This window comes from Vagococcus sp. WN80Y (genome assembly GCF_059621045.1).
Genome location: NZ_JCAQHY010000114.1, coordinates 1 through 19,460, shown reverse-complemented (window position 1 = coordinate 19,460; position 19,460 = coordinate 1). Strand labels below are relative to the sequence as shown.

The 19,460-nt window shown below is 34.2% G+C and carries 28 protein-coding genes; 22 read left to right on the top strand and 6 right to left on the bottom strand.

Features of this window, described 5'->3' with window-relative positions; genetic code table 11:
- From AC5KOD_RS04670 to AC5KOD_RS04660, 3 genes are all read right to left on the bottom strand, one after another.
- Nucleotides 1–1,028: hypothetical protein (locus AC5KOD_RS04670; RefSeq protein WP_496913373.1), on the bottom strand; the 1,028-nt coding region annotated here is incomplete at its 3' end.
- Nucleotides 1,029–1,055: 27 nt separating this feature from the next.
- Entirely contained in the window at nucleotides 1,056–2,861 is a 1,806-nt protein-coding gene (locus AC5KOD_RS04665) for a SpaH/EbpB family LPXTG-anchored major pilin (protein WP_496913372.1), read from the bottom strand.
- Between the two features lie 95 nt (nucleotides 2,862–2,956).
- Complete coding sequence (locus AC5KOD_RS04660) at nucleotides 2,957–3,502, bottom strand: recombinase family protein (RefSeq protein WP_496913371.1); 546 nt, start codon at nucleotides 3,500–3,502, stop codon at nucleotides 2,957–2,959.
- 395 nt (nucleotides 3,503–3,897) lie between these two features.
- On the opposite strand from AC5KOD_RS04660, the gene AC5KOD_RS04655 reads away from it, so the two are divergent.
- A complete protein-coding gene (locus tag AC5KOD_RS04655) occupies nucleotides 3,898–4,473 on the top strand; it encodes a recombinase family protein (RefSeq protein ID WP_496913370.1) in 576 nt (191 codons plus the stop codon).
- 106 nt (nucleotides 4,474–4,579) lie between these two features.
- Here the strand turns inward: AC5KOD_RS04655 and AC5KOD_RS04650 are convergent, their stop codons facing one another.
- Nucleotides 4,580–4,723 (bottom strand): hypothetical protein, encoded by a 144-nt coding sequence (locus AC5KOD_RS04650; protein WP_496913369.1) that lies wholly within the window; start codon nucleotides 4,721–4,723, stop codon nucleotides 4,580–4,582.
- A gap of 207 nt (nucleotides 4,724–4,930) precedes the next feature.
- On the opposite strand from AC5KOD_RS04650, the gene AC5KOD_RS04645 reads away from it, so the two are divergent.
- The 3 genes from AC5KOD_RS04645 to AC5KOD_RS04635 all read left to right on the top strand — a co-directional run bounded on the left by AC5KOD_RS04645 (nucleotide 4,931) and on the right by AC5KOD_RS04635 (nucleotide 6,324).
- Nucleotides 4,931–5,092 carry a DUF6440 family protein gene (locus tag AC5KOD_RS04645; RefSeq protein ID WP_496913368.1) on the top strand — a complete coding sequence of 54 codons (162 nt, stop codon included), beginning with the start codon at nucleotides 4,931–4,933 and terminating at the stop codon, nucleotides 5,090–5,092.
- Nucleotides 5,093–5,218: 126 nt separating this feature from the next.
- Entirely contained in the window at nucleotides 5,219–5,473 is a 255-nt protein-coding gene (locus AC5KOD_RS04640; RefSeq protein ID WP_496913367.1) for a DUF3781 domain-containing protein, read from the top strand.
- Between the two features lie 413 nt (nucleotides 5,474–5,886).
- Entirely contained in the window at nucleotides 5,887–6,324 is a 438-nt protein-coding gene (locus AC5KOD_RS04635) for a hypothetical protein (RefSeq protein WP_496913366.1), read from the top strand.
- A 354-nt stretch (nucleotides 6,325–6,678) separates the two neighbouring features.
- Here the strand turns inward: AC5KOD_RS04635 and AC5KOD_RS04630 are convergent, their stop codons facing one another.
- Complete coding sequence (locus tag AC5KOD_RS04630) at nucleotides 6,679–6,792, bottom strand: putative holin-like toxin (protein ID WP_496913365.1); 114 nt, start codon at nucleotides 6,790–6,792, stop codon at nucleotides 6,679–6,681.
- Nucleotides 6,793–7,394: 602 nt separating this feature from the next.
- Between AC5KOD_RS04630 and AC5KOD_RS04625 the strand changes: the two genes are divergently transcribed.
- The 15 genes from AC5KOD_RS04625 (at nucleotide 7,395) to AC5KOD_RS04555 (ending at nucleotide 16,442) form a co-directional block, all read left to right on the top strand.
- Nucleotides 7,395–7,586 carry a hypothetical protein gene (locus tag AC5KOD_RS04625; RefSeq protein WP_496913364.1) on the top strand — a complete coding sequence of 64 codons (192 nt, stop codon included), beginning with the start codon at nucleotides 7,395–7,397 and terminating at the stop codon, nucleotides 7,584–7,586.
- Between the two features lie 878 nt (nucleotides 7,587–8,464).
- Entirely contained in the window at nucleotides 8,465–8,773 is a 309-nt protein-coding gene (locus AC5KOD_RS04620) for an antibiotic biosynthesis monooxygenase family protein (RefSeq protein ID WP_496913363.1), read from the top strand.
- 59 nt (nucleotides 8,774–8,832) lie between these two features.
- A complete protein-coding gene (locus tag AC5KOD_RS04615; protein ID WP_496913362.1) occupies nucleotides 8,833–9,426 on the top strand; it encodes a histidine phosphatase family protein in 594 nt (197 codons plus the stop codon).
- 461 nt (nucleotides 9,427–9,887) lie between these two features.
- On the top strand, nucleotides 9,888–10,559 hold the full coding sequence (locus AC5KOD_RS04610; protein WP_496913361.1) for an O-methyltransferase: 672 nt from the start codon (nucleotides 9,888–9,890) through the stop codon (nucleotides 10,557–10,559).
- 193 nt (nucleotides 10,560–10,752) lie between these two features.
- A complete protein-coding gene (locus AC5KOD_RS04605) occupies nucleotides 10,753–10,953 on the top strand; it encodes a DUF4177 domain-containing protein (protein WP_496913360.1) in 201 nt (66 codons plus the stop codon).
- Nucleotides 10,954–11,127: 174 nt separating this feature from the next.
- The gene (locus AC5KOD_RS04600; protein WP_496913359.1) at nucleotides 11,128–11,649 is read left to right on the top strand and encodes an AAA family ATPase; all 522 of its coding nucleotides are present in this window, start codon (nucleotides 11,128–11,130) and stop codon (nucleotides 11,647–11,649) included.
- Nucleotides 11,650–11,688: 39 nt separating this feature from the next.
- A complete protein-coding gene (locus AC5KOD_RS04595) occupies nucleotides 11,689–11,970 on the top strand; it encodes a putative quinol monooxygenase (protein ID WP_496913358.1) in 282 nt (93 codons plus the stop codon).
- Between the two features lie 47 nt (nucleotides 11,971–12,017).
- Nucleotides 12,018–12,224 (top strand): hypothetical protein, encoded by a 207-nt coding sequence (locus AC5KOD_RS04590; protein ID WP_496913357.1) that lies wholly within the window; start codon nucleotides 12,018–12,020, stop codon nucleotides 12,222–12,224.
- A 181-nt stretch (nucleotides 12,225–12,405) separates the two neighbouring features.
- Complete coding sequence (locus AC5KOD_RS04585; RefSeq protein ID WP_496913356.1) at nucleotides 12,406–12,792, top strand: hypothetical protein; 387 nt, start codon at nucleotides 12,406–12,408, stop codon at nucleotides 12,790–12,792.
- Entirely contained in the window at nucleotides 12,782–13,240 is a 459-nt protein-coding gene (locus AC5KOD_RS04580; RefSeq protein ID WP_496913355.1) for a hypothetical protein, read from the top strand. The genes AC5KOD_RS04585 and AC5KOD_RS04580 overlap by 11 nt, the downstream gene beginning before the upstream one ends.
- Nucleotides 13,241–14,042: 802 nt before the next feature.
- Nucleotides 14,043–14,345 (top strand): GNAT family N-acetyltransferase, encoded by a 303-nt coding sequence (locus tag AC5KOD_RS04575; RefSeq protein WP_496913354.1) that lies wholly within the window; start codon nucleotides 14,043–14,045, stop codon nucleotides 14,343–14,345.
- Nucleotides 14,346–14,653: 308 nt separating this feature from the next.
- Nucleotides 14,654–14,821 carry a DUF8582 domain-containing membrane protein gene (locus AC5KOD_RS04570; RefSeq protein WP_496913374.1) on the top strand — a complete coding sequence of 56 codons (168 nt, stop codon included), beginning with the start codon at nucleotides 14,654–14,656 and terminating at the stop codon, nucleotides 14,819–14,821.
- 311 nt (nucleotides 14,822–15,132) lie between these two features.
- Nucleotides 15,133–15,282: a hypothetical protein gene (locus tag AC5KOD_RS04565; RefSeq protein WP_496913353.1), complete on the top strand. Its 150-nt coding sequence runs from the start codon at nucleotides 15,133–15,135 to the stop codon at nucleotides 15,280–15,282.
- A 105-nt stretch (nucleotides 15,283–15,387) separates the two neighbouring features.
- Entirely contained in the window at nucleotides 15,388–15,528 is a 141-nt protein-coding gene (locus AC5KOD_RS04560) for a DUF4177 domain-containing protein (protein ID WP_496913352.1), read from the top strand.
- Between the two features lie 200 nt (nucleotides 15,529–15,728).
- Nucleotides 15,729–16,442, top strand: a complete 714-nt coding sequence (locus AC5KOD_RS04555) for a TraX family protein (RefSeq protein WP_496913351.1) — start codon at nucleotides 15,729–15,731, stop codon at nucleotides 16,440–16,442.
- An 84-nt stretch (nucleotides 16,443–16,526) separates the two neighbouring features.
- Here the strand turns inward: AC5KOD_RS04555 and AC5KOD_RS04550 are convergent, their stop codons facing one another.
- Entirely contained in the window at nucleotides 16,527–16,991 is a 465-nt protein-coding gene (locus tag AC5KOD_RS04550; RefSeq protein WP_496913350.1) for a hypothetical protein, read from the bottom strand.
- A 678-nt stretch (nucleotides 16,992–17,669) separates the two neighbouring features.
- On the opposite strand from AC5KOD_RS04550, the gene AC5KOD_RS04545 reads away from it, so the two are divergent.
- From AC5KOD_RS04545 to AC5KOD_RS04535, 3 genes are all read left to right on the top strand, one after another.
- Nucleotides 17,670–17,969 carry a hypothetical protein gene (locus tag AC5KOD_RS04545; protein ID WP_496913349.1) on the top strand — a complete coding sequence of 100 codons (300 nt, stop codon included), beginning with the start codon at nucleotides 17,670–17,672 and terminating at the stop codon, nucleotides 17,967–17,969.
- Between the two features lie 128 nt (nucleotides 17,970–18,097).
- The gene (locus tag AC5KOD_RS04540; protein WP_496913348.1) at nucleotides 18,098–18,334 is read left to right on the top strand and encodes a hypothetical protein; all 237 of its coding nucleotides are present in this window, start codon (nucleotides 18,098–18,100) and stop codon (nucleotides 18,332–18,334) included.
- A gap of 432 nt (nucleotides 18,335–18,766) precedes the next feature.
- The gene (locus AC5KOD_RS04535; RefSeq protein WP_496913347.1) at nucleotides 18,767–19,189 is read left to right on the top strand and encodes a hypothetical protein; all 423 of its coding nucleotides are present in this window, start codon (nucleotides 18,767–18,769) and stop codon (nucleotides 19,187–19,189) included.
- The last annotated feature ends 271 nt before the right edge of the window (nucleotides 19,190–19,460 follow it).

Sequence of the window (19,460 nt, the reverse complement as noted above, 5' to 3'; positions counted from 1 at the left end):
GGGGTTCCACCTGTGTTTGTCAGCGCATTAGACAGCTCACTCATCACGCGATAGCGGATATTCGTATACTTGGTTGTGAGTGACGTATTTTGAATGGAAAACGACACTAAATAACTGACTTGATCAAAGGACCGAACAATATCGTTGGTTTCAGATGAATCATGGCCAGCAAGATTATCCGCATCAAAACTTGATGTCCCCGTTTTAATGGGGATTCGAACATCCTTGATGACGATCGGTGACTCCCCTGCTTTGGTCTCCTTTGTTTGTTTGCTTGAAGAAGAGGCTTCCCCAACGTATTGTGGCTTTTTCAAAGAATCTTCCGCTGTATAGGCCTCTGCCTCCAGCTCTTTCAGTGTTTTTTTAGTTGGCACCGTCTCAACCGCTAATAGTTGATCGTAGCTATCAGGGAGTTCAGCCTCTTCTTCTCGTAGAGGCTGAACTTCTGCTTCTACCAAGGATGCTTCGCTCTTGTCTGTCTGCTTTTCAAATGTAAAAAGCCCTCCCACTACCTTGTCACTAACGGGATCGATCAACTCAATCTTGCTTTTAACTGGTGTCAAACGTTTGATCACAAACTGAAGGGGCTGATTTTTAAGTAGCCGAAGATAACTACCTGTCGATTTTCCATTTTTATCGACAACATGAACCGCCTCTTCTTCCATCTGTGAGGTATCTTCTGAGTTAAGCTTCTTAATTTGTTCCATCACATCAAAAACTGCCGTCGTCACCTCTGGCAAACGATCCATTTCTCCATTACTGTCTAAGGCTAGCACCTGATAATCTTGACTAACAGGAAGTAACAGCCAACTACTTTCATTGGCTGTTACTTCCACTTGAACTTCCTCTGCTTCTAACGAAGGAGGAGCTGTGACAAGCTCCCCATTAACCTTTACCGTAAGCTTTGGCAATTGAATTTCTGTCGCCTTAAGTGACTCCTTCTGTAAGTCCCAAAAGAGACCTCCCACTAAAAGACAGATTCCGAAAAGAACGGCGACCAGTTGCTGCTTTTTTTTCTGGTTGTGCATACGTCTTCCCTTCCTTTCTTGCTGACTTTAAGCGTGACGACGTTTTTTATCAATAGAAATGGCCACTGTTCCAACTGTAATTGCGCCTAATGCCAAGACCACTAAGATAGTCGTACCTGTGCCCCCTGTAAATGGTAAATCTGTTTTCGCTTTATTTTCAATATCAACTACTAAATTCTCATGTGTGTCTAGTTTAACCGTGACTTTCACAGGCGTCTTCAACAGCTCATAGCCATCTGGCGATTTTGTTTCCACTACCCAATAATCTTTTGAAATAGCTGTTTTTTCCCAGGTTGCTTCACTTGGAATACTTGGATCTTGTTGCCCATTGCCATTAGAATCGGTAAACCAATCCAATCTCAAGCCATTAAATTCTGCTTTACCAGTTGCGTCACTTGTTGATTTTAAGAAAGTGACACCTGCTGGTAATGCGGGATCTGCTGTTCCATCGTCTTTTAAGGCATAGCTTTTACCATCAGAGGCTAAAAACTTCTTCGCTTTAGCGTCACTTTCTGACTCTGCAAGATAGAATTCTGCGCCAGCTAGCTTTGTTGTCCCATCTTCTGCGACTTTATTTAAGTCAAATCCACCATCATAAAATTCGGGCTTATCACTTGGTGTATCCATTGGTTTTTGACCTGGGATTAAATACCCCACTCTATATTCATTATCAATCGTGCCATTAAAATCTTTTTCAACACTCACTTTATAACTTACTCTAATATGAGTATTTTTGTCTTCCGTTATTTTCTTCATCCCGGCTTGTGTCAAATCTACTACGACTTTTTTTGCTTCACCTGCGGTTGTATTTTTAACAGGATTTGGCGCAACAATCTCGGTGCCGTTTAATGATACTTTATACTCAGCACCATTGGTTAAAGGGGTCCAAGTAGCCCCATCTGTTGTAACTTCCACTACCACATCATCCAATAACAGTTGTGTATTCAGATCATCTGTGATCGTAAAGTAGTCAGCATATGAGTCATACGGTTTCTCTGGTGAAGCTGTCACAGGTAAATCTGGTAACGGATTACCATCTTTATCATGGCGATTGGTAATTGTCATATCTTTCGTGATCTTGTTGTATAACCCTTCTGGTAGTTTTGTTGTGGCTTCCCACTGGAAAGAGTTTCCTGCTTGAATCGAGAAACCTTTGCCACCTTCAATCGTTTTATCTAATGAAACATCTGTGACAATGTTTTTTGGATAGACATTGACATCATAAATTAACTTCCCTGTATCGTTACGACTTGTTTGCGGCACCCAGGCAAAGAATGGCGCCATTGGGGACGCGACCGTTAATCCCGTTTCACCTGTTTCTGGATCAGTATAGGTATAATTACCGGCTGCATCAGGCACTTCTCGAACAAGATAAATCCCGTCAGCTAATTTTTTATCTGTCAGTCCCTCACTAAGATCAAACACAAGCTTTCCATCTTTGTCAGTCATTCCTGTTTTTGCAGTAAATGACGTATCTATCGTGTAATCTGTATCTTTAACTTGTTTGGTTGGATCTGTTAGAGAAGCACCGGCAATCGGCTTAACCCTAATTACTTCAAATTTAACATCTTGCATGACTTTTTTACCGGTTAAATCGGGTGCTGTTTCACCGTCGCCTCGTTCACCTAATTCAGCTGTATTATTGATTTCATACTTCCATAATGTCAAGGTACGATTAGATGTGTTATCTGAAACAGGATTCCCACTAATCACTTTTGCAGAATCAGCTGCATGAGCCACTGAAACATCTAGAATAAGTGTCCCTCCAATACTTGCTAAAAAGGTAGTTGACACCACTAAACAACTCACTACTTTACTTTTATACGATTTCATTCCTTTTTTCCCTCTTTCATCCTAAATTTACTTGTTTTACCCTGTCACTACGTTCCCCAGCCCCACCGCCTTTCAGTTAGATTGACGACTACCTGCTAGTCTCGGTTACTTTTTTTAACATATTTATGAACAGTTCCTAAGGATACTTCACAGATTTCCGCAATTTCTCTCATCGTCTTTCCTTGTTGTTCAAAGAGAAAGACAATCTGATCAATGGTTCGGTTATCTACTTTCGGGCGGCCTGTTATACGGCCTTGTTGCTTGGCCAGTTCTATGCTAGTTCGAATCAAGTAACTCCGATGCCGTTCTTCCATTTCCAACACCTTTAAGACATCTGTATAGAAATTAGTAGAGACCTCTGTATCCAATTTATCTTGTAGACTAATCAATCGAATATTGTCCTCACTTAATACGTTGAGCAGCTCTCTAAAGCCCTTAGAATTCTTAGCAAATGCCCGTAAATCATAAACTAATAATTGATCATCCTTTACAAGCTTTCCCAATAATCGATCTAGCTCGCAATTAATCGTTACATCTGTTTCTTCAATAAAAACTTCTTGGCATTTATACGCTCGTAACATGTCTAATTGTTCCACCGTTGAGACCGGATATTCTTTTCTAATATACGCATATAGTGACATCGATTTAACACATCCTTTCCTTTCTCACACCGCTCATTAAGCTTGATCTAACGCGATTTAGAGTGTGTCAAAAACTATAGTTAGTTGTTCACGCAAGAAAAACACAAAAAAGCTCTTTTTCCAAAAAACAGAATCCCGTTAAATTGGGATTTGTTATGAAAAAGAACATTAGAAAACGCCAGTTATTTAAATGTGTAAAAAACTATAGTTTATTATAGACCTATAGGACTTGTCAAGATTTTTTTCAATCTTTTTTTGAACACTAGCTTCTCTTAACAACGAAACCATAAAAATAGAGACAGAGCTCATTCCCCTCTCTCTTCACTATGTGTTACTCTTTATTTGTTCTTTTACTGAACTCATCACATTACTTAACAAAAAAGGAGAGATTTAACATGGCAACTATCGGTTACATGCGTGTCAGTACTCATCATCAAAAATTTGATTCTCAAGAACGGGCTCTTAAAGCTTACGGCGTAGATCATCTTTACAAAGAATTTGAAAGTGGTCGCAAACCTGTACGAACAGAGCTGAATAAAGCCCTCGCTTCTCTTAAGCCCGGCGACACCTTTGTCATTTTTAAATTAGACCGCCTTGCTAGAGGGACTAATCAATTATTGCAGCTACTTGAAAGTTTTGAAGAACGACAAATTAATTTTGTCAGCATTCAAAATAACATCGATACCTCAACACCAATGGGGCGCTTTTTCTTCACTATAATGAGTGCCTTTGCAGAAATGGAGGCTGAATTGATCCGTGAGCGAGTGATGGCAGGACTAGAGGCAGCAAAAGAAAATGGCGCGGTATTAGGCAGACCCAGTCGAACTAAAGAAGTCGATCAAGCTCTAAAACTTTACCAAGAGACGGATTTGTCTGTTGGCGAAATTGCGAAGCGCTGTCAGATATCCGCCCCGACTATTTATCACAATCTCAGAAAAAGAGACCTTCCTTGTCGCACTGCTTTAAAATAATTTTTGAATTATCAAATTAAGCTAAACAATTGTTCATCAGCTTCTGAAATTACTTATATTTTCCAGGTCGTGCCCTTTTATTGCTCGTCTGGTTTTAATGATTTCTTTATCCTTTGACATCACAAATATATACAAACCCCTGTCCACCTATTGCAGACAGGGGACGATTGAAACAATCTTTTAATTCCTGCAAGCTCCCACTTAATTTGTAACACCAGTGATACTCCCCCACTAGCACTTTCTCAATCATCCTTGGCTCGTCCCAAATTCGGATCACCTCTTCAGCCATCATTCTTGAAACCCCATCGTTCTTATTACCTTAGATAATTACAATTTCGGTACTATTCAAGCTATTTTTGATACCATTCAGGGCTTTTTTTATATCATTCAACAAATTAACCTCCATTTTTTCTCTTTCTGGTATAGTTAACCTATCAATTAATGGGAGGTTTCATTTATGGCAAAAAAAGAAAAACGATTTGTAACTAAAGTTCAAAATGATTTTTATCAAATTGTTATTGATACAAAAACAGGCGTTCAATATCTCGCCTCACCAAGTACTGGTATGACCCCACTACTTGACTCTAATGGCAAATTACTACTAGCAGATAAGGAATAATGCTTTAGCTCACTTCTTAAAGTTGTGAGCTTTTTATTTCCCGTGATAATAAAAACTTAGCTTCTTTCTTCACTTTACTAATCGCCTATGATAAGGTAAAACCATCAATCAATTACGGAGGCTTTTATGGAAAACATCAGAAACACCATCCTCGATAATATTTGTTATACTGAATTAGTTTATGGTCGAATCAACAAAAAATTAGGAATCCAGTTATCTAATAATGATATTGAGTCTTTGGTTACGAAATTAATATCTCGCCCTGACAATCAAATCAATAAAGTTGGTAAGAACTTCTACATCAAGGACTTGAATGAAAAAATTAGCCTTACTGTAAATTCTTATACTTTTAGGGTTATCACTGCCGATAAATTGAGATAATCAACATGACGATAGATTCTATTCAACTTTTAATTATAACTAGTTCGTTGATCGCTTTTATTTCCTCACTCTTTTTTATTCGACGTGGCTTAAAAATGAAACGAAGACGCCTTTTTTGTGAGCCATTATTTCTCTAATTCTTGCTACAATATTAGCTTTTTTTATCTATTTCGCAATCATCATAATTGATTATATGTAGGTCATGAATAAAAATAGTTAATGATTATCATAAAAAATAATCAGTTGACTCCCTGTCTATTTATGATATATTTAATGAGTCGAAGCCAGCTGTCCGTTGGTCCTTAAATGGGAAGTCGGAAAAGGCGAAGTCTTGACCTGAGCCGTTTTACGGCTCTTTTTTATTATTATTATTTCTGGTAATCATTACGTATTTATTTGGGAGGTTATCTAATATGTCTTGGGTTCATGATAATGAAATAACTAAATACGAAATTAACATTCAAGAAAAGACCATAACTTTATACACAACATGGACAGGCCAAGATAATCAAAATGAGCTGACCTTAATCCATTTTGATTCAGTAGAGGCTCATCATTTCATCCATACTAATTTTATTCAAAACGTCATTTTTGATATTGATGAAATTCCGTCTGACTTAGCATGGAAGTATAACAAATCCTTATTCGCTGAACAATGGGGATATGGGTGGCCATTTTTTTTAGATAAGAACCCTAATGAATTCCCCGATGAAGCTGAACTGGCATTTATTAACTATTTAGAAAAAAATAAGTTGAAGTTCTATGAAATCAGCTCTTCTTACGGCTTATCAGGCTGGATAATATCTAAAAGTATTAAACTAACAGTTAACGGTAACATCATCGAGTCTTAAAAGATACTTCTATTTTTTTAAGAAATCATCAATTCTATAAACATCCCTTTATTGCAAAATCGTAAGACCATGTTAGTTATTTCGATGTTGAACTGCTCTAATTATTGGTATAGTTTAAAGACCAGATTTATGGTCTTTTTTTATTTCTACTAATCCTGCCATGTCTAAACTTATGAGGGTCATATTCCTAGAGTATAAACAGCTACTATCAAGAAATTTGGAACAACTAGGCTATTTATGGTATAATAAAATCACCAAAAGAGGACATGCGCAAACATGTCCCCTAAAAATAGAGCCGTTTAAGATGGTAGCAAGATTTAAAACAGAAAAAATATCCGCTAAACTGGCTAAAGTTTAATGAGCGATTATTTTTTTCGTCGTTTTTAGCAATTTTACAATCAAGCTAACTAATGCAATGGTAAACATACCAAAGCCTAAAATAACTTGAATTGTCTCAAATGCAGACAAAAAGGCATTTCCTTTCGTAAGATTTCAGCACTTACACCCATAAGCACCACCACCTCTCAAAGATAGCCACCGTCACTCACTTCTCTACATTATTATATCATGTATAAATTGAATATTTCGTAACAATTCATCAAACAGTTTATGATATACTTATCTCATAAAATTAAGACGGGCGTGACTCTATGAAAACAATCTGGATCGCAATAGCATGTGTATTATGTGCATATGCTGCATATCAAAAGAAGAAAAAATAACTATTTGTGCAATGAGAAATCATTGCTTTTTATTTTTCCCAAAATTAATCACTTACTTCGAATAAATCTATTTGAGTAGACGGCTCAACGTTATACCCAAGTATCTCTATTCGAAAAAAGGTTATTTATTCAGTCAATTACCGTTTTAATGACTATCTGATTGTTTTTAGCTATCGCAATCCCAATCATAGTAAGTTGATTACGGCGGAAAAATCGCCTTTTTTATTCTTTCTGGTTAATAAACAATTATGACCGTTTAAGCGTAAATTTTAACCATTTAAGCAGTATCCCCCATTTCCAGACCACTCCTTGATAAACTTATCTCATAAAACTGAGAGGAGCTATAGCATGGAAAAAGAAGTCTTCCGCACAGCAACATATATGGACTTGCCCTTAAAAGTCTCAAATGCTGATACAAAATTTCAATTTAAAAAGCAATTAGCTGAGGTTTTCGCCACTGTCGATTACGACACTGGTAAAGTTGAGTTTTTCATTTCTAAAGAGGATACAGAGAAACTTAAAGAATTACGATCAAAATAATAAGTACCTCCTCCATAGATTATTCCTTGGAGGCTTTTATTTTTTAGTAATAACTTTTTTTATATCACAAGCTACACAAAGGACTCCTATTATTATGAAAAAGCCTTCAAACCGTCAACTTCAACAATTAAACATCATTGGAAAACTACTTTCTTATTCACTTTTTACTTTTATCGTGCTCTACTCCCTTTCACCCGAGAGAGTTGCAACTTCAACATTTTTGTCCTTCTTTTTTTTATGATAATTCTACCAAGTTTAATTGGTCTGATTTATATTTTAGTCAATCAGAATGACACCTAATAATTGACAAATCCACTATTAGCCTACAGCCTTTTTATCTCCCTCCCACTAATCTTTATAGTTAATGGATATCCGTGAAATTCCAAGGATTGTGATATAATTATCATAACTGATAAAGGAGGTACTAAAAATGACTTACACTAATCTCGCAATTCTATTGTCGGCAATTTGTTCTCTGGTATTTACCTTTTTTCTAAATAAACTCTATAAAAATAGAACTACGAACAGCATCCCCCCACTTGGTATCATATTCACATTGATCTTAATCTTTTTTATAGGTTTAACTCTCTCAGGAATTTCTGAAAAAATATTTCCTTTCTGGTAAGTCGCTTTCTTTATAGCGGCTTTTTATTATTTTCTCCTTAATTCCATTTCTCAACTAGTCTTCTTTCAGCTATTGTAAGCCGATCGACACTATCCGTTTGTTGCAATTATACGAATACTAGTTACTACCAACCTCGAGCTTTTCAAAGTCTCACTGACTTTAATAGCTTTATTGATTACTTGTAAACACCTTTCAATAAGCTAGTAACTATGCTATATTCACATAAAGAACAATAATTAGGAGAGTGACTATTATGCCAGTTGTGATGTTAATTACATTTAAGTTGAAAAAAAGTGCTTCTGTTTCAGAATTTTTAGCCGCTTCAGAAAAGTTAAACGATGGATATATGTCTAAGCTGCCTGGTTTTATTTCATGGAAACAAATTGTCGATGAAAACACCTGGGCTGATCTAATCGAATGGGAAACTATGGAGGATGCTGAAGCTATGTTAAATTCCAAATCTCCCAATCCACTAGCAGAAAAGTTTTATTCTTATCTCAATTTAGTCGGCTGTAATGTTCAACTTTTCACAGTTAAAAAAAGTTATTATGCTAAAGACTAATAGCCCCCTTTCAACCTATCTAATATGCTATATGCACTAATTTTAATTAGGAGGTTTATATGGAAATTATCTTCATAAGACATGCTGAACCTGATACTACCGTTCACGATGATCAACTACGGCCACTAACCGCTAAAGGGGTATCCGACAGCCAAACGTTAATTAATTATTTTCAAGGAATTAACATTGATAAAGTTCTTAGCAGCCCCTATAAAAGAGCCGTTGACACCGTAACCACTATTGCAAAAAAATCAGACTTAACAATAGAAACGATAGATGACTTGCGGGAGCGTACGGTTTCTAAAGGATGGATTGATAATTTTGCTGAATTCTCTAAGAACCAGTGGAATGATTTCAATTTTAAGCTTGATAATGGAGAATCATTGTCAGAAGTTCAAGATCGAAATATTCCAGTAATTTTAGAGCTTATAACCAAATATCCCACAGATACAATTGTTATTGGGACACATGGGACTGCTCTGTCAACCATTATTAATTACTTCGACAAAGCGTACTCCTTGGCTGATTTTAACAAAATAAAAGGTGTGATGCCTTGGATTGCTCACTTCACCTTTTCGGGAACTAAATTAGATTCGATAACCTCCCATGATATTTATGGTAGTAGAAAAGATTTGTATAATAAAGCTTTTTAACGTTGACTAACCACTCCTCATTCTTTTCTCATTCATTTATTTATGCTACAATTTGACTCATAATCATTTTGAAAGGAGCTTACTTTGAAAAAAACAAACTTTTTAGTCGTATTTTGGCTACTAGTAGCACTCATCTCATTCGTTACATTCTTATTTAGTTTTAATTCCATTTTTGATAGTCTTTCATATCTGTTAATTCCAAGCAAAGAATCTTATAGGGAACGCGATGATCTTCTAAGAGAATTAATTGCTTCTGTCCCGATGTTACTATTTACGATAATCTCGTTCTCTGTTTCATTGAGACAAGGTTTGAACACCTATAAAGCTAATTAAAGGTTTCCTTACACGGGAGATCTTTTTTGTGTGTAATTAAAGTAAGAACATAGTATTCACAAATTGACAGACATTTATTGATAGATTTTATCCCCCTTGATATAATCACCTTAAAGGAGCTGATTATATTGTCAAAATATGCAGATGTCGATCAGTATTTTACAGAACAATTAATTAATGAAGAAAAACTTCTAAAGAAATTGTTATCTAACAATTCAAAGTATGGACTACCCCCTCACGATGTCTCTCCATCACAAGGCAAATTCTTATCTTTGTTAACTAAAATCGCAAAAGCTGAACGAATATTAGAAATCGGGACACTCGGCGGCTATAGTACTCTGTGGTTTGCTGATGCTTTGCCCGATCACGGAAAAATTATCACATTAGAATACTCCTCTCATCATGCCAAAGTTGCAACTGAAAATTTCACTCAAAGCCCCTACCTTCACAAAATTGAATTAATTGAGGGCCCCGCTTCAGATAGTTTAAAAGACTTAATTAATAAAAATAGTGACCCATTTGACCTCATTTTTATTGATGCTGACAAGGAAAATAATCCTAATTATTTAGAACTTAGTTTGAAACTTGCAAAAATTGGAACGATTATTATCGGTGACAATATCGTTCGCAATGGTGATGTTTTAGATAAAAATAGTGATGATAATCGAGTTATTGGCGTTCGATCCTTTTTAAAAGCTTTAGCAGATTCTCCTCATCTTGATTCAACGGCCTTAGAAACTGTGGGAATCAAAGGATATGACGGTTTTAGCTTAAGTCTCGTCACTTCAACACCAGATTAAAACAAAATTAATTTTTGTCCTCCGACTTTTATTAAAAGAAGAAAGCTTTTTATTGTTCAATCATTTCTTATTATCGTTAAGATTGAGAACCTCTAAAACTAATTAAATTTTTCACAAATATGACAACATTGTAAGGATAAATATCTTTTTCAGTTCTGTATAATTAATGTACAATAATTAGGAGGTTGACCTTATGTATGAATACAGAAGTGAAATTTTAGAAACATCCACAAAATGGATTAAAGACAGTGCAAATGAAAGGAATTTAGAGGAACTCGATGACTTGATTAATTCAAGAGCACAGCAAGGCTGGGAACTAGTCACACACGCATATATGCCCAATGTTATAGCAACACGTAGCGCATTTCTAATCACTTTTAGAAAATCGATATAAGAATTACTGCTCATAGTCTTTCATGATATGAACTTTTAATTACCATAACGATTAACAAGTTTTTTGGTTGTTTTTTGGCCTTGGCTTGTCATCAGCGCTTTGCTGATCCCTTTATATGTTGAGTTTACGTGGAGACACAAAATTATTGTAGACTGAATGAAGGACTGATGAAACATGATTATTTGGATAAATGGCGCTTTTGGCGCTGGCAAAACAACTATCTCAACACTTCTTAATGCACGTATGTCGGGTTCTTATTTGTACGACCCTGAAAATTTAGGTTTTTTTCTGAGAGATAATTTACCTATGTCTGTTCAAAAAAATGATTTCCAAGATTTTGTAGAATGGCGGGAATTAAATGTTTACATGCTAAAGAAATTAAATAATGAAGTTGATGGAGACATCATCGTGCCAATGACACTCTATAAACCAGAAATTTTTGACGAAATCATAGGTGAACTAAGACGATTAAAAATTCCTGTATGCCATATTCAATTAGAAGTTAGCAAAGAGACGATAATCAGTCGATTACAGGAGAGAACTCCAGATACAATAGAATGGGCAGTTGGGAAAGTTGATGCTATCTTAGACTATTTTAAGCAACTGCCACAATCAGAAAAAATTCTTAACGAGAACATTTCACCAGATAAACTTGTAGATAACATTATTGAAAAACGACTCAATTGTCCTCTATAATTAACTTCTATCCACAAAAAATTAGAAAAGAGGTCAATTATGATTGTATTAAATGTATTTTTAAAAGTTAATGAAAAAAGCATACCGGATTATTTAACACTCACTGAGGAGTTAGTTTTAAACTCTAATAATGAAGTTGGATGTAGCTACTATGCTCATTACAAAGAACTTGGATCGGATACTAACTTCATTATTGTTGAAAACTGGGACTCTCAAGATGCTCTTGATGCTCATAACCAAAGCGAGCATTTTAAGAAATTTGTAGATAATATCAACCGTTTCTTATCTGAAGAACTTGTGATTAACACCAGCAACAATTAATAGCTAGCCTTTCTAGAATGGTATAATAATTATTAGGAGGTAATTTTTTGAGAGACTTACTTACAACTACCATAAAACAAGGTAAAGAGATTAAATTATTTTTTATCGACGGTACAGAACTTGATCATATAACTGCAACAGGTGACTATAAAATTTTCGGAAATGAACACATCATTTCTGTCACTTGTCGCGATAATCCGTCTGAAAATTTCATTATTAACCTTTCCCTTGTTAAGTATTTTACTGCTTCATAATTCATTGCTTACTCTTTCTTGAGTGAGCTTTTTATTTTACCTCTTGCTAACCTTCTAACTTACTAGAAATTTAATTATGATATAATTAACTTACCGTTTTTATACCTACGTTATTCATTAAACGAATCACTCTCATCACTCTTGAAATTGATTCGCATATTAAAAGGAGTCCGATTAAGTTATGAGAGTTAAAGACCTATTAATTTTATTGTTATCTGTGAGTATCAACGCGTCAATGATTATTGTTTCCCTATTATTGTTCTTTAATGGCGGGTTTCCTTTCTTAGTATATGCAGTAATTCACCTGCTTGTGATGGTACTATATTATGTCGCTACCTTTCGATCGATCAAATTACTCAGAATTATTTCAATCATAATGATGTTACCTCTATCACTAATTCTCCCTCTTTTTGCCGGGATGGTCATGTCATTATCAACGCCTTCACATGGACATTCATCTATGTATTGGTTTTTTTATGCCTGGTCTTTCGCGGTTTTCAATCCTATGTTGGCTGTTCTTTTCAATCCTATAAAAATCAAAAAAGTGGGAGTTAATGATGAAAACTAAAATCGTTTATATGTTAGTTGTATTGGTGATATTCTTAAGTTCTTGTTCTCACGCCTCAAGAAATGAATTACCTCCTGAAAGCTCCGATAAACAGTCGGTCTCTGCCGTGTACGATTATTCCAAACTAGTAGGGGAATGGGAATCCGTAGAAGAAGAGGAAACCTATTATCTATCTATTAAGCACGTTTCAGAAAATACCTTAGGTTACAGCGACGCTCCACACACGTCTAAAGATAGAGCCTATCAAACCTTATCGATTGAACCCTCCACTATAGAGGCAATCACTGCTTTATCAGATGATCAAACATGTCGGTATTCTTTTATATTCTCTGACGACAACACCCTAACGGCAAACTTTGGGGTGAATGGTGACTACTACTCAGAAAAGGGAGAAGAAATTCCAGCCGGCCTATCAAAGCCTATCAAATACCACCGTATTATTGATTAAATTCGTTAAAAAGGAGAGGACTCACGTTCTATACATACTATTTGTTTGCTGCGTTGTAGTTAACTTTTATATTATTTTCAAGGTAAATGTCAAAATTAAAAACATTTTTTCACCCATAATCATAATGGTCCCTATCATTATATTAGTTGGATATATAATCAATTATCTGCACATTCCTTGGACCGATTCGATGAAAGATATCGGGAAATCGCTTATTTTGAGCTCTGGTGTATTTACTGTTGGCTGTTTCGCCAAAGCCTACGTTTCCTTGTCTTTAGATAAAGTCATTAATTTTCACAAAATTCACAAAACACATAATACGGAAAACATCCACCGCTTTCCTATTAGCTTTTTTATCCGTCATAGAGAGAAAATAATTTTTACGTATCATTCGATTTTTTGGTTAGGCAGTTTTATCATGTTCTACGGGGTCTTCTTTGGTTAAAGTGCTAATCTCAGCCGTTGATTCATTAGAAAAATTTGAAACATATCACGCTTCTACAAGAAAAAGTCGCAACATATGATAAATTGATAAAGATTAGTTTAATACAAAACTAATTTAAAACGCATCATTATTGGAAGGTTTCATATGTGGTTTAAACATAAATGGACTAGGCTTTGTTTTTACATGTTAGTATAATTTATTTTTTCTTATTATGCTATAGCTGGATAGACAGTTAATTAAAACCATATTAATAACCATTTTTTCACTGCGTTTCCACTTATTTTTGACAAAATTTTTAACCAATTTGGAAAAGACTAAATTTCCGATAACTGTTCCATTAACTTGCATAACGAATCGATGTCAAATTTAGCTGACAATCTACAAACTGTATATCAGGAAATAACTAATAATGATAACTATCATATTCTTGTTGATTTAAAGGATAACACCATTATTTCTTCATGTACTCTACTTGTTGTACCAAACCTAACACATCAGCAAAAACCATGTGCGATTATCAAACATGTTATTACTGACCCATCCTTTCGCGGACAAGGTCATGCCACACAAGTATTAAACTTTGCGAAAAAACTGGCTCAGGATAATGATGATTGCTATAAATTAATGTTAATGACTAACTCAAAAAAGAGGCTACTTTGAGTTTTTATGAGAACGCTGGATATACCAGAAATGACAAGACCGCATTTATTCAGTGGCTCGATTAAGTGATGTTCTCATGCTGATACTATTTTTAATTTGTAGTCACTATTACCCTAGATACTATTCACAATTTCGGTAACGTTCAAGGTATTTTCGGTACCATTCAAGCTATTTTTGATACTGCTCAAGCCGTTTTAGATACCTTTCAAGCCATTTTCGATACTCTTCAACAAATTAGCCTCCATTTTTTTCTTTTTCTGGTATAGTAAATTTATAAATTAATAAAGGAGGTATTAATATTGAAAAATATGAATTCAGATCAACTTTTAACCTTTTCTAGTCTTGGTTTTTTAATTGCTTCTATTATTCTTTTTCTAAGCAAGAGTAATGGTCTAGCTACAATGTTCTTACTTTTAAGTGTTTCTTTTGGGGTTATTTCTTTTAACAACAAGAAGAAAAATCATAAAATACAATAGCCACCTTTTCTGGTTGCTATTGTCTGTATTGTAAGTACAAATATCTTTTTAACGTTGCATAATTTATAACCAATAATTAGGAGGTGATTACTTGGGAACTTCTTTGCTCGCAGCAGTAGCCGCAGTGGCTATACTATCAGGCGTCTATCTATCAAATAAACGAAAGAAAAAATAATTTTTTTATTTTCGTAAAGAATCATTCTCCTTCTTCTAACCTTACCGTTTAAGCGTATTTTTCAACCATTCAGGAGTTACAATCACTTTTTCCTTTTTTAATGGTAGTATAAAAGAAAATACGGGAGGTGATAAACATGAAATTCAAAAAAGTAATCGTATTTAGCCTAAAAGATTTTAATGACAATAAACCTAGTGATGGTCACTATCCACAAGAAGGTCAAGTAATTAATGTTTTTTATAACATTAACAAATTATATGAACGTGTAGCAGTTGGATTCGAATAACCCATATAGTATTTTCCACTTCTTCATAAAGAGGTGGTTTTTATTTTTCTAGGTACTAATAATTCTTTGATGATACACTATTGTTAGAAAGCGAGGTAGTCAATTATGCAAAAATATCAATACGAATTTGTTAGTGTCAATGAATTAGGTCTCGGCGGAATTAAGGATCACAGAGAAATCATCGAAAACTATTCAAAAAAAGGATATCGTTTTGTCGCTGTCATACCCGCTAAACTTGGTACATAAGACCAGATTTATGGTCTTTTTTTATTTCTACTTAATCCAGCCATGTCTAAACTCATAAAAGTTATGCTCCAATTAGATAGTAAATGGATCACCTTTAGAACGTTCCATACTTTAGACGTCTTTTTCACTTTTTTTATTTTAGTTATAAAATAATTAGATTTGTTTATTAAAGTAAAAGAAGAAAAAGGAGGAAATTTTTTATGACAAAAAAACTATCAGTCTCAGGAACCACATTAAAATCAATCATGATGCTATTCATGCTAATCAATCACTTAGGTTGGACGTTCTTCGATCTAAAAACTATGATGAATCCCTTATCGAGCAATCTGATCGCAGATTTCTGCTTATTTATTGGCAAACCTGTGCTACCTATCTTCGCTTTTTTTATCGCAGAAGGGTATCGTCACACCCATGACCGAAAGAAATATTTGAAGCGAATAGGGTTATTAGGTTTAGTAAGTATCATCCCTTTTGAGTTATTATTCTTGCCAATTATTGGCGTTTTGCCTCAAACAACCATTTTCAGTTTATTCTTTGGTTTGTGTGCCCTATATTTTTCAGATAAGGTAGAGAATAAATTGGGGAAAATGTTAATCTTAGTATTATTTTATTTCCTTTCAGTTCCTTTTGATGGCGGAATTGACGGTGTTGTCCTAGCAATCTATGCCTTCCATCATATTAAAAATCAAAAACTTAGAATTACAATTGGCGTTATATTGACCAATATATTTTCAATTATTCTATTACCTTTTCAATTTGATAGTGCCTTACTAGTTGATTTATTAGCTGTTTGCTTTGCTATTCCCCTATTATATTTATATAACGGAGAACGAGGCAAAGATAAAAAATCAATGTTTTATATATTCTATCCGGCTCATCTGACAGTGCTAGGGCTCATTCATCTATTTATGTAGCAACACCAAACTATTTTTATAAATAAAGCTAGTAGAAATGAAAAACGTGTCCAGTTTGTAACGACAGACTGGACACGTCTTTTGTTATAAATATGGTAGTTCTAATGTTAACTCTTCTAACTTTAAATCTGATATCTCTATTAAAGTCATCGCTTCATGACCAATAACTTTTACCACAGGTTTCTTTCCAGAATATAGTGATAAATCTTCTGGAAAATTTGGACCTTGCCAGTCAGAGATTTTTCTTGTGTGCGGCAATAAAATACCTAAACTAAATATATTAAAATCAAACGTGTAAATATCCGCAGCCTCTTCACCGATTTCACTTGACGTCCATTTTCTACTTTTATGATGGCTCTTAAAAAATGAGGAACACTTCTCTAATAATTGGTAAGCACTAGTATCATATCGACAATTTTCTAATTCTTCATGAAAATTTATATCATGTCTAATGACACATTCAAACGAATCGCATTCAGTTAAGAAAAAAGACAAAAGCCTTTTGTAGCAATCATTCTTTATATCTGAGTATGACATAAATTCATTCATCATTTTCTCCTATTACTTCGTTATTATTTAGCATAACCCAAAAATGGATATCAGAGTCAAAACACAAATAATAAACAAAATAAACGATAAAACACTCTATTACATTATAATCCGAATGAACGGGTTACCTCACTCATTATTCTGACCTTTTAGAAGCTAAGTTACCACAAAATGAAACGCTAATTTCTAACAAATCCCCAAAGTATAGGAATGTTAGAAATCAGAGTAAGTAAAATCGCTATATTATGAGCCAGATAGCTCCAAAAATGGCCTGATACCAAATAGACAGCCTCAAATAAGTATGATATAACTAATGAATAGCCTCTCTCGTTAGGAATAAACAGACTTGATCATTAATAACAACCATTTCATTCGAAGGAATTCATATGTCCGGATTTCACGGACATCCCTAATATAACAAAAAAAAAATTCTAACTATCATAAAAAAATAAGTCTGTATCAGCACTTTAAGGAATTTAACATCACAAACGCATACATGCTAACGTCCGCCTTTTACGGACACGATTCAATCGAAAAACCATGTTAACATAACATCAAGTCTTCATACCTATAGAGTATCCCTTAACTACTTATAACCGTGACATAGGAAACGTTTCTTTTCCCTCAAAAGCTTGATATAATAGGTGTGAAAATACCTTTAGTTTGGAGGAGAAAAGTATGAATCAAGAATTAACTATTATACTCATTTTTTTCTTTCTATTTTTGATAGCTCTGGCTTTTTACATTAGATCAACTGGTGGGCTGTTTTGGGCCCGCGTACCATGGAAATCTTCTGACTATGAGCCTACTGAACGAAATAAAATAGAGCGTCAAGTGGGACTAACCTTTTCAAGAGTGTCCTATAGATTGTCAGCCATCACTCTGCCAATTTTACTTATCATCTACGATTCACTCATCACTAAACTTATTGGACTGTTAGTAATAATTGGGGTAGCTATCTTCACTTATAAAAAATAATTAATTTCGACACTATCTCCAGATAGTGTTTTTATTTTCCGTGGTAATAATAATTTCCATGTTTGCAATTGCATTTGCTAATCACTTTGTTTATACTTACTTAACAACTATCATACGGAGGTTTTATAATGAAAAAGTCAGTTGAAAAATTTTGGGGTAAATCTTTTTCTAACACATTCTCCTTTGAAAATAAGAAATGGGTCAATTACTTAATATTTGCAGCAGCATGGTTTTTATTTTGGTATTTTCTTGTTTCAGATAGAAATCTAACGAGTTCACTCTTTTGGACATTTATCGTTTCATTTTTACCTGAAACCCTAACCTTCATTTATTCAAAGATAAAATCCTTAATACGTTCTGAATGATTAATCTTAGTTAAAAGCGGATTGAGGTATGCAAGAAGAAATTTTTTATATCCCTATTGTAATACTTTTTGGCCTACTAGGTGCTGGAGCAAATCATACCACTATTTTGGGCAAAAGGAGGTTTAGACGAATAACCAAACGGAGGTGTAATCATGATTTTTATCCTATTTCTTTTGATAGCCATTTTAGTCATGTTTATGATTTTTAGAGTAAAACGAGACAAGAAATTCTCTTCTGTCACAATTTGGACTGTTGTAGCTATTGCGGTTAGCCTAATTATGATGTACTGGCTTTTGCTATTTCATAAATAATGATAAGCAAAATACAGCTCCCCCAATGCTGCGATTATTCTAGAAATTGAAGTTTTGCCCTTTTTAGCAATCATTTACTTGATAATAAACGTATGTTATTATTTTTTCAGGAGGTGATTCTATGGACAATAAAGGTAATGTATTATTTAAATCAAAAACTGATAGTTTAAAAAATGGCATTGTTTTTCTATTACTTGGTATTTTAATGATAGTTGGGTCTAATTTTATTTACGCAAAAATCGTACTCGTAATCTTTGGCTTAATTTTTGTACTAATTGGCTTATTTTTCCTTATTTTCAAAAGAGCTGACAACATTATTATTTATGAAAATGCCATTGTTCTTTCTTTAAAAAAGAACCAAGTAATTGATAAAAATGACATCAAATCAATATCGTATAAAAAAGTTAAACCTAAAGGCACTCCTGTTCCATCCTATTACGCAGTGCTGTTATTAAATAATGGTTCGGAACAACTTATCAATATTGCGTTTAATTCCGTTATTAATAAAGAGTTTGAAAAAGTAATTAAATCCTATTTAGATTAAAGCCGTTTAATCGTTTTTTGATTCATACTAATAATTATTAGCCTTTCTGAGGAATCTTAATTAGCTTGCTAACTGATAAATTACTTGGCTCAATATTAATGAGCTCACCACTCGTGTGCTTGCACACAAATGCGTGACTGCCTAGAGGAAATTCTAGGCCTTTTTTGTATTGCCATTTCTAACTATTACTCGTTTTTTATGGTATTATTAATTCACTATCTTAAACTGAATGGAGATTTTATGAGCCTAGACAATTTAGTATCAACTCAAA

Bases quoted from the DNA above. Each gene is read 5' to 3' on its own strand.
- AC5KOD_RS04665 (WP_496913372.1), bottom strand. From the start codon at position 2,861: ATGAAATCGTATAAAAGTAAAGTAGTGAGTTGTTTAGTGGTGTCAACT.
- AC5KOD_RS04660 (WP_496913371.1), bottom strand. From the start codon at position 3,502: ATGTCACTATATGCGTATATTAGAAAAGAATATCCGGTCTCAACGGTG.
- AC5KOD_RS04655 (WP_496913370.1), top strand. From the start codon at position 3,898: ATGGCAACTATCGGTTACATGCGTGTCAGTACTCATCATCAAAAATTT.
- AC5KOD_RS04650 (WP_496913369.1), bottom strand. From the start codon at position 4,723: ATGATTGAGAAAGTGCTAGTGGGGGAGTATCACTGGTGTTACAAATTA.
- AC5KOD_RS04645 (WP_496913368.1), top strand. From the start codon at position 4,931: ATGGCAAAAAAAGAAAAACGATTTGTAACTAAAGTTCAAAATGATTTT.
- AC5KOD_RS04640 (WP_496913367.1), top strand. From the start codon at position 5,219: ATGGAAAACATCAGAAACACCATCCTCGATAATATTTGTTATACTGAA.
- AC5KOD_RS04635 (WP_496913366.1), top strand. From the start codon at position 5,887: ATGTCTTGGGTTCATGATAATGAAATAACTAAATACGAAATTAACATT.
- AC5KOD_RS04625 (WP_496913364.1), top strand. From the start codon at position 7,395: ATGGAAAAAGAAGTCTTCCGCACAGCAACATATATGGACTTGCCCTTA.
- AC5KOD_RS04620 (WP_496913363.1), top strand. From the start codon at position 8,465: ATGCCAGTTGTGATGTTAATTACATTTAAGTTGAAAAAAAGTGCTTCT.
- AC5KOD_RS04615 (WP_496913362.1), top strand. From the start codon at position 8,833: ATGGAAATTATCTTCATAAGACATGCTGAACCTGATACTACCGTTCAC.
- AC5KOD_RS04605 (WP_496913360.1), top strand. From the start codon at position 10,753: ATGTATGAATACAGAAGTGAAATTTTAGAAACATCCACAAAATGGATT.
- AC5KOD_RS04600 (WP_496913359.1), top strand. From the start codon at position 11,128: ATGATTATTTGGATAAATGGCGCTTTTGGCGCTGGCAAAACAACTATC.
- AC5KOD_RS04595 (WP_496913358.1), top strand. From the start codon at position 11,689: ATGATTGTATTAAATGTATTTTTAAAAGTTAATGAAAAAAGCATACCG.
- AC5KOD_RS04585 (WP_496913356.1), top strand. From the start codon at position 12,406: ATGAGAGTTAAAGACCTATTAATTTTATTGTTATCTGTGAGTATCAAC.
- AC5KOD_RS04580 (WP_496913355.1), top strand. From the start codon at position 12,782: ATGAAAACTAAAATCGTTTATATGTTAGTTGTATTGGTGATATTCTTA.
- AC5KOD_RS04575 (WP_496913354.1), top strand. From the start codon at position 14,043: ATGTCAAATTTAGCTGACAATCTACAAACTGTATATCAGGAAATAACT.
- AC5KOD_RS04570 (WP_496913374.1), top strand. From the start codon at position 14,654: ATGAATTCAGATCAACTTTTAACCTTTTCTAGTCTTGGTTTTTTAATT.
- AC5KOD_RS04565 (WP_496913353.1), top strand. From the start codon at position 15,133: ATGAAATTCAAAAAAGTAATCGTATTTAGCCTAAAAGATTTTAATGAC.
- AC5KOD_RS04560 (WP_496913352.1), top strand. From the start codon at position 15,388: ATGCAAAAATATCAATACGAATTTGTTAGTGTCAATGAATTAGGTCTC.
- AC5KOD_RS04555 (WP_496913351.1), top strand. From the start codon at position 15,729: ATGACAAAAAAACTATCAGTCTCAGGAACCACATTAAAATCAATCATG.
- AC5KOD_RS04550 (WP_496913350.1), bottom strand. From the start codon at position 16,991: ATGAATGAATTTATGTCATACTCAGATATAAAGAATGATTGCTACAAA.
- AC5KOD_RS04545 (WP_496913349.1), top strand. From the start codon at position 17,670: ATGAATCAAGAATTAACTATTATACTCATTTTTTTCTTTCTATTTTTG.
- AC5KOD_RS04540 (WP_496913348.1), top strand. From the start codon at position 18,098: ATGAAAAAGTCAGTTGAAAAATTTTGGGGTAAATCTTTTTCTAACACA.
- AC5KOD_RS04535 (WP_496913347.1), top strand. From the start codon at position 18,767: ATGGACAATAAAGGTAATGTATTATTTAAATCAAAAACTGATAGTTTA.